Below are 16,430 nucleotides of genomic sequence, written 5' to 3' on the forward strand. Positions count from 1 at the left end.
TGTTGTTATCGCTGGAACTGCTGGAGTGGGGTTAATAGTTAAAATAACAGGTGTCCTATCACTCACGCTTCCTGTTGCTGTATTTACGGCTTCTGCATAATAAGTTACTGTATTTATTGTGCTTAATGTTGGAGAGGTAACAATATTTCCTCCTGTGGCTGCATCATACCAAACAATAGTATTTTCTGCTGTTGTAGTTGCTGTGGCTGTTAATGTTTGAATTGGTGAGGTTGCACATACTGTTTGGTTACCCCCACTTACCGGTGCAACTGGAGGTGGAAGGACTTCTACATAGGTAATAGTCACACTAGCAGGCGATGAGGTGGTATTCGTTGAAATATCCGTAATGGTATAAGTAATTGGAGTTGGATTACCAGTAAAATTGGCTAAAGGGGTAAAAGTTAGCGTACCTGCAGCATAAGACCAGGTTCCTTCACCAGGCACAGTGATTGCTTGTGTAGATATAACTTGAGAAGCTCCGGCAGGAACTAAAACTGTTACTGTCGAATTTGAAGTATTTGCAGTAGTAGTACCATCCGATAATTTGTCATTTGCCAAAATAGATACATTTACAGTACTTCCGACTGCATTTCCTGAACTTATATCATTATTTGCAGTTGGTTCTGTCGATGGGCAAGCAATTGTAACAGGAGCTATTGGCGAGGAAATCTCACTAAATTCAATATCATCAATATAAAAATCGTTACCTAAATCTTGAGCAAATGTATTCTCTATAGAAATATAATAATTACCCGAATTACATTCTGCTTGAACTGAATATTCGACAGTATATTGTGTCCATGCTGATGAACTTAACCAAAGATATCCCGTATCACCAGAAGCTAAGACTGTATTCCCTGAAGGACTTATTATTTTTGCCGTAAGACTCGACTGAGCGTTAACTACATACAACCAAAATGTAAGTTTATAGCTTTTACCAGGAACCAAAGCAACTTGTCTTTTATATAAAGAATTCAATGTAGTTCCTCCATTTATCGCCATCACAGCTCCATTAGGATTGCCTGTGTGATCAGATATCGTTGTATTCCATAATTGAAATTGAGGGGTGTATCCAGAGGCATATGTTGTGTAAATGTTAGCTGGAGCTATAACCGCATAATAGTTATTCTCAATTTCATTCGCATATATATTTTCATTACTATTATAATTTCCTCCCGTTGTGAGAGGATTGTCTAGAGTATTTGGATCTGCAAAATTAAAACTATTAGTCCCAGTAGTTGTGTATGGACATTGAATACGTACCGTACTTTGCCCAAAATTTTCACTAAAGATAATTTGGGCAACCATATTGTTTTGATAAAACAACAAAAAAGAAAGCACTAACAATAGTAAATAGCGTTGCTTTATACCTTTAACTAATTGTTTTTTTTTTGTAAAAGTAGAAATCTTCATAAATTTTCAAAATTCAATTAATAATGCAAATCTTTTTTTTAATAGCTCACTATTCAAATTTAGACTTGGTTACAAATAATTTGGCGGCGAAAGTAACAACTAATAGGCTGTTATTGTGTTTAATGTTCTAAAGCGAAAGGAAAATGTTCTAAATTTGTCGCGTTCAGTTTAAGTTGGAAACTTACGCCTGTTTTGAAGAAATTGTTATTTACAACTTGTTTTATGCAAACAAATGAAATTTACTAAATACTGGTTCAGTAAAGTAAAAGGGGAATTACCAATCTGAAAGGTGATACTAATACGCAATCACTTTTTTGCATTTATGAAAAAGGGTTCAACTTTAATTAAAAAACTAAACCCTAATTTTTTAACTTACATACTTTGCGGGATAGTGTCATTAAAAATCAGATTTTTATTGTCTCTTAAAAGAAATTATTAAATTCGATTGATTTTTTTGAGAATTGATTCATGATATTTTTTGCCTATTGGAATTTGATTGTCATGAATGATTAATAATTTATGATCTATTTGCTGTAAATAATCAAGGTTTATCACATAACTGCGATGTACTTGAATAAAATTGTTGTTCAATTCTTTAATAGTATCATTTAAACTTCCTCTAATCAAAAAGACTTTTTTGTTTTTTAAAATAACTTCTACATATACATGATCACTTTTTAAGTAGATTATGTCATTAAAAAGAACCTTGGTAATTACTCCTTTATCTTTTATAAATATGGCCTCTTTAGTAATTGAATCTTCTTTTTCAATTTGTGCGGTTATGTTCAAAAAATTATTAAGCACTATTTCTATAGTGGTGTAGAGTTCTTCTTTTGAAAAAGGTTTTACTAAATAGGCAGGAGGCATTACTTTTTTTGCTGCATCTAATGTAGTTTTATCTGAATTTGATGTTAGAAATATAAACGGAAAATTATAGTCTGCATTAATTTTTTCGGCTAGATCAATACCTGTTTTTGTACCTGAAAGATTAATGTCTAAAATAGCAATATTTGGTTTTTCCAATTCGATTAATTCAATTGCTTCTGTATAGCTCAAAGCTGGTTCTAAAGCTTTGAATCCTAAATCATTAAGAGAGTCACAAAGATTGTCGGCAATAATAATTTCGTCTTCTACTACTAATACTTTAATTTTTCTCATTATTTCTTTAAAATTGATTATTTAAAAATATAGTTTCATTTCTAAATTTAGTCAATATTTTTTCTTGCATGCAAATCTTTAAAAATAACTTCAAAAGTTGTTCCATTATTATTTATAAAAGATAGTGTACCTCGAAGTTGTTTTACAAGGCGAGTTACTAAACGAAGTCCAAAACTTTTGGTTTTTTTGATGTCAAAATCATTAGAAAATCCCGAACCATTATCCGAAATTATCAACTTATAACTGTTTTCATCAAACCGATTGATAGTTATGTCTAATTTTCCTGTTTCCTTTTCGGAAAAAGCATATTTATAGGTATTCGTGACTAATTCATTAATGATTAAACCCAAAGGGATAGCTGTATCAATGTCAAAAAATAAGTTCTTTGCATGTACTACTATTGTTATCTTTTTAAGTGCGTCATACATTGAGGCTATTTCATCTACTAAAAGAGTAATATATTCTTCAAAATTGATTAATCCATCTTCATTTTGATACAGTTTTTGATGGATCAAAGCCATTGATTTTACCCTGTTTTTCCCATCTTGAGCAATGGCCAAAGCTTTTTCGTCTTCAATCCCTTTAGATTGAAGTTCCAATAAACTTGAAATAATTTGAAAATTGTTTTTAACCCGATGATGTACTTCTTTGATAAGTAACTCTTTTTCTTTTAAAGCCTGATTAATTTGATTGTTTTTTATTTCTAATAATTCAGATTGTTTTCTCTTGCGTACAAAAAAAATGAGCGTTATCAGTAATAATCCAGCAATTAAAGAGGCTATGATGATATATAATCTTGAATGCTCTTTTTCTTTTTCTATTTCTAATTCTTTTTCTCGTACCGCTTGCCTTGTTTTAAACCTGGATAAAGATTGGGATAATTCTTGAGAGTAATATTTTTCATTCTGTTCTAAACTCTTTTTTTTGTATTCTAAAGCTTCTTCATAAAATCCATGGTATTCTAATGCTATGGAACAATCGTTTAGTATATGAAAAAAATCATTTGACTTTAATACTTTTTCCCCTAAAGTTTCAATTTTTTTAACGAACTCCTGTAAATTAGTAACTTCAAATTGCTTAAAAATCGATTTGCATTTTGGGGAATTGGGATTTAGGTATGAAATATATCGCGCATACAAAGAATAGCTTAATGGTCTAGTTCTTGGGTTTTTATAAAGTTCTTCTAACAATTCGTCTACTCTTTTTTCTTGGCCCCCTTTAAAAAGATAAGCATCTATTAAATGTATTATAGTGCCAATATGATACACACTTTTTGTAGGGAGTTTCTTTTCGAGTTCTAAACTATGTTCACAGGCTTTAATATATTCATCAACCTTAAAATATTTACCAACCGTTATTTCATGTATATAAGAATCACATAAATGATATAAAAAAATAATTTCCAACTCGTAATCTTTAAGTTCTTTCGATTTTTTTAAACTGCTAAGGCATAATTCTTTGCTTTTTTTGAAATCTCTTGAAAGATAATACAATACGATATGATGTACACTGGCTAATAATTGTGCCTTAATTGTATTATTATTTTTAGGGTCAAATTGATTAATATATTTTTCTAGTTTTTCTTGTTCGTAGCTAGCCTCTTCGGCAGAAAAATCTTCTCTTAATCTTGCAATTTGAATCCATTTAATATTTACATAATCTAAATTTACTTCATTTTTATCAATTGGTATTTTAATATTCTTATTGATATAGTTATTGACACTTTCATAATTAAGTCCTATTCGAGTTCCAAGGTTAAGAGTGAATTTATAATAATCTAAATAAGTAGGATTGTTGTTTTTAGAAATTCTGCTTAAACTTTGTATGTAAGGGGTCGTTTTTTGTTGTGAAATTAAATAGGCAACAGAATCTAATTGCTGGTCTAAAATATGGTCTTCAATTTTGTCTATAATTAAAGAGTTTGTTGTGAAGTTTTCTATATCTCTCGGACTATTAAAATTTTCTTGAGCTTCTATTTTAGTTAGAAAAAGTATTAAGAACAAAAGTAAGATTTGGTTTATTGTTTTTAATTTCAAAAAATACTTGAATTTTTCGAAAGTAGATTTTGTAGTTTTCAAAATCATATAATAATATTTAATTGTTTTATATAAGTAAAGTTAAGTGTCAATAATTCGCAAAACTAATCATAAGTTTTACACACAACTTATATATGTGTGTATTAATTCTAATAGAATCTCGTTTATAAGTAGTTCGTTGAATGATAATCTCTTTTTAATGAGCTTTACAGTTATTGTTAGATAAATAACCCGTTGGGTGTAATTATTTGAAGTAAAAAAGATTAATTAGATATTGATCAAGATTCTGAAATTCAGTATTTTGAAGTCTAAAAACAACCAATATCTATGTCAAATATAGTAAAGAATTATTTTAGAGTTTTAGACGTTATAAATTCTAAATTAGAGAATAAATGGGCTGTCGGCAGAAAACAAAAAATGTCTGATTTAGAAGTAGTTGCATTAAGTATAATGGCTCAATTCATGTCTAATGATAGTGAAACTCCTTATTTAAAGAGATTAACAAGCAATAAATCCTTAATTTAATGAACGAAGTCAGTTCAATAAAAGTCAATATAAGAAGAAGAAAATTGTTTTTATTTTTAGAAAAAGTAAGAACAAAATTAGCCTTTCTGTTTTTAGAATTTGAAAATTATTTCATCGTAGATAGTATGCCGTTTGAGATTTGCAAATTTGCACGTCATAGGAGAATTAAAATCTGTAAAAATGAGTTTAAAACAGCTCCTTCAAAAGGGTTTTGTGCTTCTCAAAACAACTGGTTTTATGAATATAAACCACAGCTAGGAAATCAAGAAAAAGAATTGAAACATTATTTTCACAACTGTGCGACCAATTCAGAATTAGAAACAATTATGCTAAATCTTTTAAGATTTTAAAACAAGAATTTTAGCCAAAATAACAACATTAGCATTGTTTCAATATGTTAATAAATTCTTCTTTGATAGACCATAAACAATATTAAAAATCAAGCTATTTAATTATATCCAAAGGGTTGAAATAAGCATTTAAACAAACTCAATGTGACATCGTTATAAAATTTTAAATTAAAGTATAATTACACTTAATGGGTTATTACTTATTAATAAGGCTTATTTTTTCGTTTACCTTATCCATAAAGTTGTGTAAATAACTAGGGACATTACCCTTTATTTGGTCTATTTTCCAACTTTTAACCGTACCGTTTCTAGAATATTCGATAAAAAGACCGCCACCGTCTGCACAATCGGGGTAACCAAGTGTGCTTTCTTTTTCAGACAGCAATTTTGTTGGAAAATAATCAATTAAATCTTTAACAACTTCAAATTTAGTAGTGTCTAAAACTTCAAAATTAAAAGGTTCGTTAGCATAATTATCGTTAGAATCTTCATATAATTTTTCATTGGTCAGCTTAAAGATTTCGACACAGCCTTCTCCAATGCAATATCCATAAAAATGACCAAATATTAAGTAATCATCTTTGGTTAATTGAATTTCATCATTAGAGCTGCAGCCGTAAACAAAAAGTGAAAATAAGAAGATTGAAATGGCCTTTTCCATGTGTTTGTTTTTTATTATTAGATATAAAAAACAGCCTTTGGTTGCGTCAATCTATTAAGAACTTGTTTTATAGTCAATCAATTTCCTTGGACCTTCAAGTAATAGTCTTACTATTTGAAGGACGCCATCATCATTGGTATCTATATACCATTTAATTAATGAAATTTCACCGTTTTCAATTTCAATACCAGTAATACTCCTTGGGTGAACACAACTGCCATCGTTAAAAAAAGCAATGTCTCCAGGTTCTGGAAAACGAGGTCGGTGCGTGTGCCCAACAATGGTTACTAAATTATCGTTTTCAATAATCCATTTCTTGGTTCGACGTTCTACTTTTATAAGTTCGCTGTAATTTTTGGCAGGACTTGTTGGATCCGCAATTCCCATCACATTCAACGGTTTCCAAAGTATTCTAACCATAAAGCGACTCCATTTCCAAAATAAATAATTCCACCAATCGGCTTGATCCCCGTGAGTTAAAAACAGAGCTTGGTTTGTCGTTGTATTTTTTAAAATAATGCCTTCGTGGTATTCAATCCCAGGGAATAAGTCAACATCAATACCCAAAGTTTTATCAAAATAAGTAGATACATGTTTTTTTACATAGTTTGGGTTTCTGTAAACCATATCGTGGTTTCCCCATATCATGTGCAGTTTGTTCTCTTTGTGGAACTGGCGCATGAGCATGTACACATTTTTATGTGCTTCAAAAATGGGTTTAAACGAGAGGTTTTCCCAGAGTTCATCGCCATCACCAAGTTCACAATACTGAAAACCTTCAGCATAATAATGCTTTAAGGCATGAAAATAAATGTTTCTGTTATTGGCAAAATCGTCTGCAAAACTATTGTCGCCTCGGTGGCAATCACTAAATAAAATAAATTTACTAGAATCATCAAAATTGATGATTTTAGCCTTTTTATAAGCATTATCTAGCCTTTTTTTTGTTGAAAACATAAGAGTAAATGTAAACCCGTTGGGTGTAATTGCTCTATCAATACTAATTTTTATATAAATTGTCACATTGAGCTTGTCGAAATGTATTTTCTAGTGTCTTCGACAGGCTCAGACTGACACTTGAGCACTAAATTGACTTTAAATTATAATCAAAATTCGTTATAAATTGAGTTTTATTAATTTCACCCAACGGATTAAATGTAATCAAAATATTAGGAAAAAAAGACCAGTGAGGTTTTAAAACCTTATTAGTCTAATCATATCAAATAATTCAATATTTAACAAAACGCATTTAGTATTCCAACAGTTAAGTTGCCATGCTGTTCTTAATTGAATACCGTTTGTGCCTTAATTTTTTAGAAAGCTACTTTCTATACAGTGGGTCAGCGCCTATGGTGCCAACCAATTCTTTTAAATATTTAGGGGATTTTACATGGTCATAAGATTTTTTTACTGATTTTAATCGCTCTTTAATGCTCATTTCTTCAATTAATATATCGTTGTTTGGGTTTGCGATAAACGCTTCCAAATAGGCTAATTGGGAATCATAAAAGCGAATGTCTTTTTGTTGTTTTAAAACCAATCTTTGTTTGTACCAATCGCTCTGTAATACGTAATTTCTATCGAAATACTGACGTAATTCTGGGTTGTCAATGGTTTTTCCTTCATAGTTGCCATACGCCATGATGTGCAATAATATTTCTAAAGGCGGTATTGCTGCTTTAACACTGCCATCTTCAAAATAGCTTAATGCCACTTTTTGTTGTGCTTCGACAATATTTTTAATACCATCCACATAATCTTCAATACCTTGGATTTCAGGTTTTAGCATGCGTTCGTTAAAAACGGCTGTAGGTTCGTCAAACAATCTATTCATACATCTTAGCGCAAATGTTTTTGTAATTCTATAGCCTAACCTGCTTGCCAATATGGTTTCGCCACGGTACTCAAAATCGTCTAATTTTTCTAATGAACCATTTGCAATTAGCTGTTTGGGATCTCTATCTTTTGGCTCCAATCGTGCCCAGATTTCTGGAATAAGCAAACTGACGTCATGGTCAATTTTATTTTCAGCTCCTACATATCCAGCTGCTGTGCTAAATCCATTTGATTCTGTTAAAATATGCGACAATAACGCATTATTCAAATCGGTAGTTGGTGTTAGCATATTAAATGGGGCTTTGGTTAAAGCGCCTTCTGAACCTGCTCCGGTTGTTGATGGTGACTTACCTGTTAGGCTACAGATAAAGTCCATAAACAATTCGGGGGTTTCTTGGTAGTGAATTGGGTTATACACCGCCAAAGGTCGAATGCCCGCAACTTTGTCAACAGGGTTATTTCGTCTGCCAGGAAGTACCGCATTTACCACATGAATAACGGGTTCGTCAAATTTTATTTTTCTAAGTAACCGTACCCCTGTGTCTGCTAAATAACTGGCCTCAGTTTCTTCAATATGTCTGCTTGGTTCCAAGTAGCGGGGATTGGCAGTGGGTTCGCCATTCACAATCCTAGTGTGCGATGGCAATACAAAAGATGCTTCGTCGTCGTTGCTGTTTACGATATTGGTAATGAAATCTTTAACGGGTTGTGTGTATTTATCAAAGTTGATGGTGTCCTCATAAATGGCAATGGCATCGGTTTTTTTCAACAATTCGTAGTTTGTTAAAAAGCGGCCATTTGAAATAATATCCAGTTCTGCGTTTTTATCGTAGCCTCTTACAACGGCTTCGTCTGGTCTTTGGAATAAATGCGCTTCGCAATTTGTAAGTACTTTTACACTTTTGTTGGTGTATTCTGGATTCAGGTTTTTTATCTGTTCTCTTGGTAAAGTTATTGAAGCAGTAATGTCGTCTTCGGTTTGGATCTTTTCACAAGGGGAAAAATCAGATCTCAATTTGTTTAGCATCCAGTTTCCTTTTTGGTTGAATCCAATACGTACATAACTGCCCACTACTGGGGTGTTATTATATAAAAGACCTGTTCCTTTTTGTCCATTGATTATTTCTACCGACATGTAATCTTTCCAGTTTAGTGCACCGTGTGCTTGTCTGTATAATCGTTTTACAAAAAGCACCAACGATCTGATATGTACGGGGATATTTCTTAAAAACTCGTTGAATTCATCTGAGTTTTCTTCTGATGGGGTCAGCAGTTTTACCGCAGAGCTCAAGCTTCTGTTTTCACTTAAAAAATGTCTCGATTTTGGTCTATTTGGGTCTTTGATTTTCCAACGCGTAGAATAATTAAACTCTATGATTTCATCTGCTTTTTTGAAATCTTCATCAATGTCATGAATGTTAAACGTACTGTAAGTAATGGCGTTTTGCATAGACTTTGAAATTTCAGATTTTCCACCACCTGATACAGTACAGGGTTTATGACAAAAAACACCCTCAGCAAAAGTATCTACAATACGCCATAAGTTAATGCTTTTGTGTTTTTCCAATCTGAATTTATTGCCAGTAGGATGCACATAGGTTTTGTATGGTGATATGGTTAGTTTTTGATTTTTTCCACCATGCTTCCAGGTAATGCTATTGGTGTTGGTGTTTACATATGAAAACTCTGGAATGTAAACGATATTGGGATATTTTTTGTCGATGGCATAATTTTCAGGCATGACTTCTATACGATTCGCTAAGAGTGTTTTAACTTCTTCAAAAGAGTGCTTATTATTATGGAATTCTGAGTAATCCCTTCCGTCTAAGGTGTCACCCATAACTCTTCTTGCAAAAGCCATTGCGCCTCCGGCATGTTCCTCTTCAACTAAACCAAATAAATTTGCAGAGTAGCTAATTTGGGTTTTGATTTCTTTTTTTGAATAACCGTAATAATTATCGGCTATTAATGTAATGACGACACCTCTATCATCCCTACACGTCACTTTAAAAGCATTGCCATCATTATAAATGTCGTTGGCATCATTCCAATACATACCATCTCTTTTTTGACGTTCTGTAGCATCGTTAAAATGAGGCAATCCAACAGCTTTCTTTTTAAGGGTTGTTAATTGGGGAGCCAAAATAATGCATCCGGTATGACCTGTCCAATGTTCGGTGTCCAATGCGGCATCGTTTTGTGCTAAATTTGGGTCGCCTGCATTTCCAAAAATAGACTCAACAAAATCTAAATTACTAACCAAGTTACCTGGTGCAAAAAAGCGAACTTCCATAGATTTTTTGGTAATAACACCTTTTACTTCTGGACATACAATAGGTCTTAAAAGCATTGATACCATTGTTTTTGCCTTGTTCTCTTGGTTACTGGTAAATGGAAGTATTTTTAAATCGTCAGATGGATTAAAGGCTGCATTCAAAAAGTGGGCAAAAGTAATTTTTGGCACTTCTTTTTTATCTAATGGTACAGGTAAATCACCTTCTACAATGTGAAAAGTGCCCTTTGTAGTTCTTTTGTCGTTTAGCGGATTGTTTAAAATTCCTTGTTTTATTCTATTGGATGTAACCAGCTCACTTTTAAAAGTATTGCCATTTGGTGGTAAGCTCACTTCTCTAGCGTGCCCTTTTTTAGATAGCATTAATGTATTGTTAGGCAGTTTATAGGATTTGTTTATTAAAACCTTGTTTAAGTAATCATCTATAAAATTTTGAATTCTTGAATCTGCAGGACAATGGTGGTCTGCCAGTAATCTGGATTTTTCACGCATACTTTTTATCATTCCAGAGGTAAGCGCTTCAAATTTTGGATCGCAAAATTTTTCATCACTATCCTCATAATCTCTGTAAATAGGCTGTCCTAGGGCTGCTAATTGTAAATTGATAAATTGTACAATGTCTTTTCTTGATTCTTGCATGGCTTTAAAAAATTCGTTATTCAACAACAAAGTTAAGTCAGGAGTTTTTTTTAAAACCTGTCGAAAATCAGTTATTGTCTAAATTTTGCAGCCAATTGAAAAAAGTCAAGATGAGTTCGGCGTCAAGAATGGTTAATGGACCATATTGAAAGAAGTATTGGTTTATATTGGAAATATGGAGACTATTTAAAAGCATTTAAGCCTGTAATATCCAGTCCTGTGATAAGCAAATGAATATCATGTGTACCTTCATAAGTAATGACGCTTTCAAGATTCATAGCGTGGCGCATAATAGAGTATTCGCCAGTTATACCCATGCCTCCAAGTATTTGGCGTGCTTCTCGGGCTATTGTAATGGCCATATCAACATTGTTCCGTTTCGCCATAGATATTTGAGCTGAGGTTGCTTTGTTTTCATTACGTAAAACCCCAAGTCGCCAAGTTAAAAGTTGCGCCTTGGTAATTTCGGTAATCATTTCAGCTAATTTTTTTTGTTGCAGTTGAAATTGGCCAATAGGTTTACCAAATTGCATACGCTCTTTACTATATCTAAGTGCTGTATCATAACAATCCATGGCGGCACCAATAGCACCCCAAGCAATGCCGTATCGTGCCGAATCTAAACACCCAAGTGGTGCGCCCAATCCAGATTTATTAGGCAATATATTTTCTTTAGGCACTTTTACATTATCAAAAATAAGCTCGCCTGTTGCAGATGCGCGAAGCGACCATTTATTATGTGTTTCTGGAGTTGTAAAACCTTCCATGCCACGTTCAACCAGTAAACCATGTATTTTTCCAGTTTCATCTTTAGCCCAAACAACAGCTACTTGTGCAAAAGGTGCGTTGCTTATCCACATTTTAGCACCATTTAAAAGGTAATGATCTCCCATGTCCTTGAAGTTGGTTACCATACCACTTGGGTTACTGCCGTGGTCGGGTTCGGTTAAACCAAAGCAACCCATCCATTCGCCACTTGCCAATTTAGGTAAGTATTTTTGACGCTGGGCTTCTGTACCATATTTCCAGATGGGATACATGACTAAACTAGATTGTACCGAAGCGGTACTGCGAACTCCAGAATCGCCACGTTCTATTTCCTGCATAATCAAACCATAACTAATTTGATCCAAGCCAGCGCCACCGTATTCTACAGGAATATAAGGACCAAAAGCACCAATTTCTGCCAAACCATTAATAATTTGCATAGGAAATTCTGCTTTTTGAGCATACGTTTCAATTATAGGAGAGACCTCACGCTTTACCCAAGTTCTGGCAGCATTTCGGACTAATTTATGCTCTTCGGAAAGTAAATCATCAAGATTATAATAATCTGGTGCTTCAAATAAATCTGGTTTCATCTGGTCATTTTATTATAAATTAATGACAGAAGGCATTCACTACCGTTTGTGACATTAATTTTGATTTTTCGACTTATTCAAAATAAAATAATTAGCAAAAGCAGTATTTTTTTATGAATTTATCATTTTATGGTCTCAAATTTAATTAATTCCAATGGTATTATGACATTTTTAAATAGAAATCTTTTGTCAGATTTATGTAGTCTTCTGTATATTCGTGACGCCTTGTTTCAATAATAAGGGTTTCTTTTTTAATGACGCTTTCGCTGAACGAGAATGCTATGAGGCTTCTTTTAATTTCTGAAGATGGATTTCCTTTTACCTGTAGAATTCTGTTTGGAAATAAATGGAATGTTGTAGCTATTTTAATAAATGAAGCTTCTTCTTTAAAAGGTACAATAACAGAAAAGATGCCGTTTTCAGACAATAACTTAGAAACACTTTCTATTAGATGATTAAAAGGTAAGGCGTCGTTAAATCGGGCTAAATCGCGTTGTTGGTTTTCAGATTTAAAATCTTCTGAATAAAATGGTGGATTTGATATAATGAGGTCGTATTGGTCCTCAATTTCTTCAACAAACTCATCTAAAGACGCATGATAGCAAAAGAGTCTGTCTCCCCAAGGCGATTGTTCAAAATTATTTACACATTGTTCGTAGGCATCGTCATCAATTTCAATAGCATCAATCAGTTCTGCGTGACTACGTTGTGCTAGCATGAGCGCTACAATACCTGTGCCTGCACCAATATCTAATATGGAAAACGGATTTTGTTGAATGGAGACCCAAGCACCAAGAAGCACGCTATCGGTGCCAATTTTCATGGCACATTTATCTTGGTTAATTTCGAATTGTTTGAATTTGAATGGTTTGTTAGACATGTGTTTTTGTTGAAATTTTAATAGAAAAACTTAAAAAGCCAGTAGATTATTTCAAAATATACTAAATTGGGTAAAAAATAAGTTTAAGTTAATGACGTTATTAATATGGTGGTATGGATTATGGACATGAAGTATGGATGTGAAAACAATACGCATCTTAAAAAAATTTATTGAAGGTACTAAACTAAAGATTATTTATATGAAGTCGTTAGAAAAAATTTTAAGCAAACTCAATAATTTATTAATTATGAATTATGAGATTGAAAAAGTTTATTTTAAAGCGCTTGATTTAGCTGATGATGATAATTTAAAAGCATTTTTTAGAGAAAGAAGTTTTGAAAGAAACGAATTTGGCAGGCAATTAAGAGCTGAAATTGTAAAGTTAGGGGGGAAGCCCAAAGAATTGAATATATCCAGTAGTGATTTTGATAGAATTTGGAAAAATTTTAGAAATTTTATTCTATTGAAGAATGAAAATGATTTGATGGAGGAAATTTATAGTTTAAAAAAATTAAATATTGAAAAATATAATGAATTGCTAATGCAAATTAATTTACCGCTATCTACATGTAAGCTGTTGATAAAACAGCAAGATAGTATTTATAGCCATATGAATGCTATGAAAAGGGAAGAAGAATTTGTTCTGTAATGTAGGTAAAAAAATAGGGGGGGCGATTTTAAAAAAATCGCCCCCCCTGTTTTTTTATAAACCATCCTAAAATTATAAATACAAATCAATCAATCCTTCTGGGGTTTTAACGAAAACCGTTTTGTTTTTTCTATCTACTTTTTCAATAAACTCATCATTCATAGGGATAAGAATTTCTTTCCCATTGTTTTCAACTTCAAATAAGGCTTGCGCGGTAGAATCATTAATGCCAACGATAGTACCCACTTTTCCGTAATTTATATCTTCCATAGTAAATCCAATAACTTCATGAAAATAGAATTTGTTGCCTTCTAGTTTTGGTAAAAACTCGAGTGGCAAATACACATCGCTTTTTATTAAAGAGTCGGCATCGGCTTCGTTTGTAACGTCTTCAAACTGCACACGCAATAAATCTGATTTATGAAGCTGTGAGCGTTCAATAAAAAAGGGGAGTAATGTGTTACGGACCTCAATAAACATAGCGTCAAGGTCTTCATATAATTCAGGTTGGTCGGTATCCAATTTAATTAAAAGTTCGCCTTTAAAACTATATTTTGATACAATTTTACCTAAATAAAAACAATCTTCTTTCTTCATTGAATGTTAGTTTTTTTTTATTTCCGCCTTTCGTCTTCGCTCAAGATAAACTATGGTGGAAATCTTCCGTTTTAAAATATAAAATTCCCTTCTTCAAGGGACTATGCAAAAATGACACTTTTTTGCATAAAAAACTCCGATACATGTATCGGAGTTTAAAAGTATAAAAAACTATTTTTTTATTCTTCTTCTTTTGGAGCTTCTTCGGTAGCAGTTTCTTCAGCTACAACCTCAGTTGTTTCTTCTGCAACTTCTTCCTCTTCAACAACAGGAGCAGCGGCAGCAATACGAGCTTCGTTAGCAACTTTTTCAGCTTCTAACGCTTTTGCTTTAGCCTCAGCTTGTGCTTTAGCTAAACCATCTGTTTTAGCACCAACTTTACCTGCTTTTTCTTCTAACCAAGCAGTGAATTTAGCTTCAGCTTGTTCTTCTGTTAAAGCACCTTTTCTAACACCACCTGCAAGGTGATTTTTTAGTAAAGCACCTTTGTAAGATAAAATAGCTTTAGCTGTGTCGGTTGGTTGTGCACCATTTTGCAACCATTGTACAGCGCCATCAACATTTAAATCTATAGTTGCTGGGTTTGTGTTTGGATTATAAACACCTAATTTTTCAAGATATTTACCATCTCTTTTTGATCGTACATCGGCTGCAACAATCCAGTAAAAAGGTTTCCCTTTTTTACCATGTCTTTGTAATCTAATTTTTACTGGCATAATAATTAATTAGTTGAGGTTCTCGACCTCGGTTATTAATGAGGGCGCAAAGATAATATTTTATTTCTAATTATCAATGCTTTATTTTATTTCGAAATGGATTCTTTAAAATAATAAGCAAACAGGTGTAGGTGCTTTTACATCATGTAAAAAAGTAAGTGTTCCTGTGGAGGCGTCTATATTAAAAACGGCTATATTTTGGCTTTTTTGATTGGCAACCAATAAAAATTTTCCAGTAGGGTCAAGGGTAAAATTTCTTGGCCAATCGCCATGAACTGGTACCGTTTGAACTTTTTCTAAGGTACCATCAAATTTATTTCTTTTGAAAACTACGATGGAATTTTCACCTCGGTTGGAGCCATATAAATAAAGTTCGTTTTTAGATAAATGAATATCGGCACAAGCATTTTTTCCTTCATAATTTTCATCTAAAGTGGTATCGTAGTCAATCTGTTCAAAACCAGAGTCAGTTTTTTTAACCGAAGTTACAGAGCTTCCGTATTCGTTAATGATATAGATGAATTGACCGTTTTTTGTTAAAGCAAAATGTCTTGGGCCTGGGTTTTCGGTGGTTTTAAAAATTGAAGGCGTAGCCAATTCGTAACTGTTATTTTTTAGTTTATATTGGTAAACAGCATTCATGCCCAAGTCGGCTATATATAATTCGTCTCTAAAAAATTGACCGGAATGTGCATGGGATGCTTTATCTGAGGTATTGTATTCAAAAATTTGGGAGGCTTCATTGAGTTTTCCGTCCCTTGAAATGCTATAAATGGCTGCACTACCTCCACCATAATTAGAAACTACAGCTTTATTGCCCTGTTTGTTTAACGAAATATGGCAAGGACCTGTGCTGTTACTGCTTACTTTATTTAAAAATTTTAATAAGCCGTTTTCTTGAATTTTAAAAGAAGAAACAGAGCCTCCAAGGCTTTCGCTTACGGCGTACAAATATTTTTTATTTGGTGAGTATGCTATAAATGAAGGGTTTTCGGTCGCCATAGCCAATTGTAAATGACTAAGATCGCCGGTTTTTGGGTTAAACTGTAATTTATAAATGCCTTCGCTGGAACCATCGGTATAGGTACCTACGTACAGCGGAATATTTTGAGCTTTGATGTTTAAAAAAATAAATGCAGTTGTGAGAAATAGTAATAGATGTTTCATTTTGTTTTAGTTGAATGATCTCAAAAAATTGAACATTAAATGTAAAGTTTTTAAGTTATTAAAACCATTTAAATTTCATAAATGTTAGAAACTGTTTAAGTTTTGTTTATTGATGCTTTTAGATAAAATTTAAACAGTTTCTTAAAATA

At 32.7% G+C, this 16,430-nt stretch carries 12 protein-coding genes and 1 pseudogene; 2 read left to right on the plus strand and 11 right to left on the minus strand.

The genetic code is table 11. The annotated features are described in order from the left end of the window. From ACGLWY_RS12270 to ACGLWY_RS12280, 3 genes are all read right to left on the minus strand, one after another. Positions 1-1,413, minus strand: a 1,413-nt coding sequence (locus ACGLWY_RS12270; protein WP_396619965.1) for a hypothetical protein, incomplete at its 3' end; no start/stop codon positions are given. 435 nt (positions 1,414-1,848) lie between these two features. Further along, complete coding sequence (locus ACGLWY_RS12275) at positions 1,849-2,571, minus strand: LytR/AlgR family response regulator transcription factor (RefSeq protein WP_396619966.1); 723 nt, start codon at positions 2,569-2,571, stop codon at positions 1,849-1,851. Between the two features lie 47 nt (positions 2,572-2,618). After that, complete coding sequence (locus ACGLWY_RS12280) at positions 2,619-4,607, minus strand: sensor histidine kinase (protein ID WP_396619967.1); 1,989 nt, start codon at positions 4,605-4,607, stop codon at positions 2,619-2,621. A gap of 369 nt (positions 4,608-4,976) precedes the next feature. Here ACGLWY_RS12280 and ACGLWY_RS12285 point away from each other — a divergent pair. Further along, positions 4,977-5,584 (plus strand): annotated as a pseudogene (locus ACGLWY_RS12285) (IS982 family transposase). Between the two features lie 94 nt (positions 5,585-5,678). On the opposite strand, the gene ACGLWY_RS12290 reads toward ACGLWY_RS12285, so the two are convergent. The 5 genes from ACGLWY_RS12290 to ACGLWY_RS12310 all read right to left on the minus strand — a co-directional run bounded on the left by ACGLWY_RS12290 (position 5,679) and on the right by ACGLWY_RS12310 (position 13,152). Then, positions 5,679-6,143 carry a hypothetical protein gene (locus ACGLWY_RS12290; RefSeq protein ID WP_396619968.1) on the minus strand — a complete coding sequence of 155 codons (465 nt, stop codon included), beginning with the start codon at positions 6,141-6,143 and terminating at the stop codon, positions 5,679-5,681. A gap of 54 nt (positions 6,144-6,197) precedes the next feature. After that, the gene (locus ACGLWY_RS12295; protein ID WP_396619969.1) at positions 6,198-7,100 is read right to left on the minus strand and encodes a serine/threonine protein phosphatase; all 903 of its coding nucleotides are present in this window, start codon (positions 7,098-7,100) and stop codon (positions 6,198-6,200) included. Positions 7,101-7,464: 364 nt separating this feature from the next. Beyond that, the gene (locus ACGLWY_RS12300) at positions 7,465-10,935 is read right to left on the minus strand and encodes a hypothetical protein (RefSeq protein WP_396619970.1); all 3,471 of its coding nucleotides are present in this window, start codon (positions 10,933-10,935) and stop codon (positions 7,465-7,467) included. A gap of 158 nt (positions 10,936-11,093) precedes the next feature. Further along, on the minus strand, positions 11,094-12,272 hold the full coding sequence (locus tag ACGLWY_RS12305) for an acyl-CoA dehydrogenase family protein (protein WP_396619971.1): 1,179 nt from the start codon (positions 12,270-12,272) through the stop codon (positions 11,094-11,096). A gap of 160 nt (positions 12,273-12,432) precedes the next feature. After that, positions 12,433-13,152, minus strand: coding sequence for a tRNA1(Val) (adenine(37)-N6)-methyltransferase (locus ACGLWY_RS12310; protein ID WP_396619972.1), 720 nt, complete (start codon positions 13,150-13,152; stop codon positions 12,433-12,435). A 199-nt stretch (positions 13,153-13,351) separates the two neighbouring features. Here ACGLWY_RS12310 and ACGLWY_RS12315 point away from each other — a divergent pair, with 199 nt between their 5' ends. Continuing rightward, positions 13,352-13,801 (plus strand): DUF2383 domain-containing protein, encoded by a 450-nt coding sequence (locus ACGLWY_RS12315; protein WP_396619973.1) that lies wholly within the window; start codon positions 13,352-13,354, stop codon positions 13,799-13,801. A gap of 72 nt (positions 13,802-13,873) precedes the next feature. Here the strand turns inward: ACGLWY_RS12315 and rimM are convergent, their stop codons facing one another. The 3 genes from rimM to ACGLWY_RS12330 all read right to left on the minus strand — a co-directional run bounded on the left by rimM (position 13,874) and on the right by ACGLWY_RS12330 (position 16,281). Continuing rightward, positions 13,874-14,398: a ribosome maturation factor RimM gene (gene rimM / locus ACGLWY_RS12320; RefSeq protein ID WP_396619974.1), complete on the minus strand. Its 525-nt coding sequence runs from the start codon at positions 14,396-14,398 to the stop codon at positions 13,874-13,876. A gap of 179 nt (positions 14,399-14,577) precedes the next feature. Further along, on the minus strand, positions 14,578-15,114 hold the full coding sequence (locus tag ACGLWY_RS12325; protein WP_396619975.1) for a 30S ribosomal protein S16: 537 nt from the start codon (positions 15,112-15,114) through the stop codon (positions 14,578-14,580). A gap of 105 nt (positions 15,115-15,219) precedes the next feature. Next, the gene (locus tag ACGLWY_RS12330) at positions 15,220-16,281 is read right to left on the minus strand and encodes a lactonase family protein (protein ID WP_396619976.1); all 1,062 of its coding nucleotides are present in this window, start codon (positions 16,279-16,281) and stop codon (positions 15,220-15,222) included. Positions 16,282-16,430: the final 149 nt, after the last annotated feature.

The organism is Mariniflexile sp. HMF6888 (assembly GCF_044335535.1).
Taxonomy (GTDB): Bacteria; Bacteroidota; Bacteroidia; order Flavobacteriales; family Flavobacteriaceae; genus Mariniflexile.

Coding starts and splice junctions, on each gene's coding strand:
- ACGLWY_RS12310 (WP_396619972.1), bottom strand. CDS start 13,152: ATGTCTAACAAACCATTCAAATTCAAACAATTCGAAATTAACCAAGAT.
- ACGLWY_RS12290 (WP_396619968.1), bottom strand. CDS start 6,143: ATGGAAAAGGCCATTTCAATCTTCTTATTTTCACTTTTTGTTTACGGC.
- ACGLWY_RS12305 (WP_396619971.1), bottom strand. CDS start 12,272: ATGAAACCAGATTTATTTGAAGCACCAGATTATTATAATCTTGATGAT.
- ACGLWY_RS12325 (WP_396619975.1), bottom strand. CDS start 15,114: ATGCCAGTAAAAATTAGATTACAAAGACATGGTAAAAAAGGGAAACCT.
- rimM (WP_396619974.1), bottom strand. CDS start 14,398: ATGAAGAAAGAAGATTGTTTTTATTTAGGTAAAATTGTATCAAAATAT.
- ACGLWY_RS12315 (WP_396619973.1), top strand. CDS start 13,352: ATGAAGTCGTTAGAAAAAATTTTAAGCAAACTCAATAATTTATTAATT.
- ACGLWY_RS12295 (WP_396619969.1), bottom strand. CDS start 7,100: ATGTTTTCAACAAAAAAAAGGCTAGATAATGCTTATAAAAAGGCTAAA.
- ACGLWY_RS12330 (WP_396619976.1), bottom strand. CDS start 16,281: ATGAAACATCTATTACTATTTCTCACAACTGCATTTATTTTTTTAAAC.
- ACGLWY_RS12275 (WP_396619966.1), bottom strand. CDS start 2,571: ATGAGAAAAATTAAAGTATTAGTAGTAGAAGACGAAATTATTATTGCC.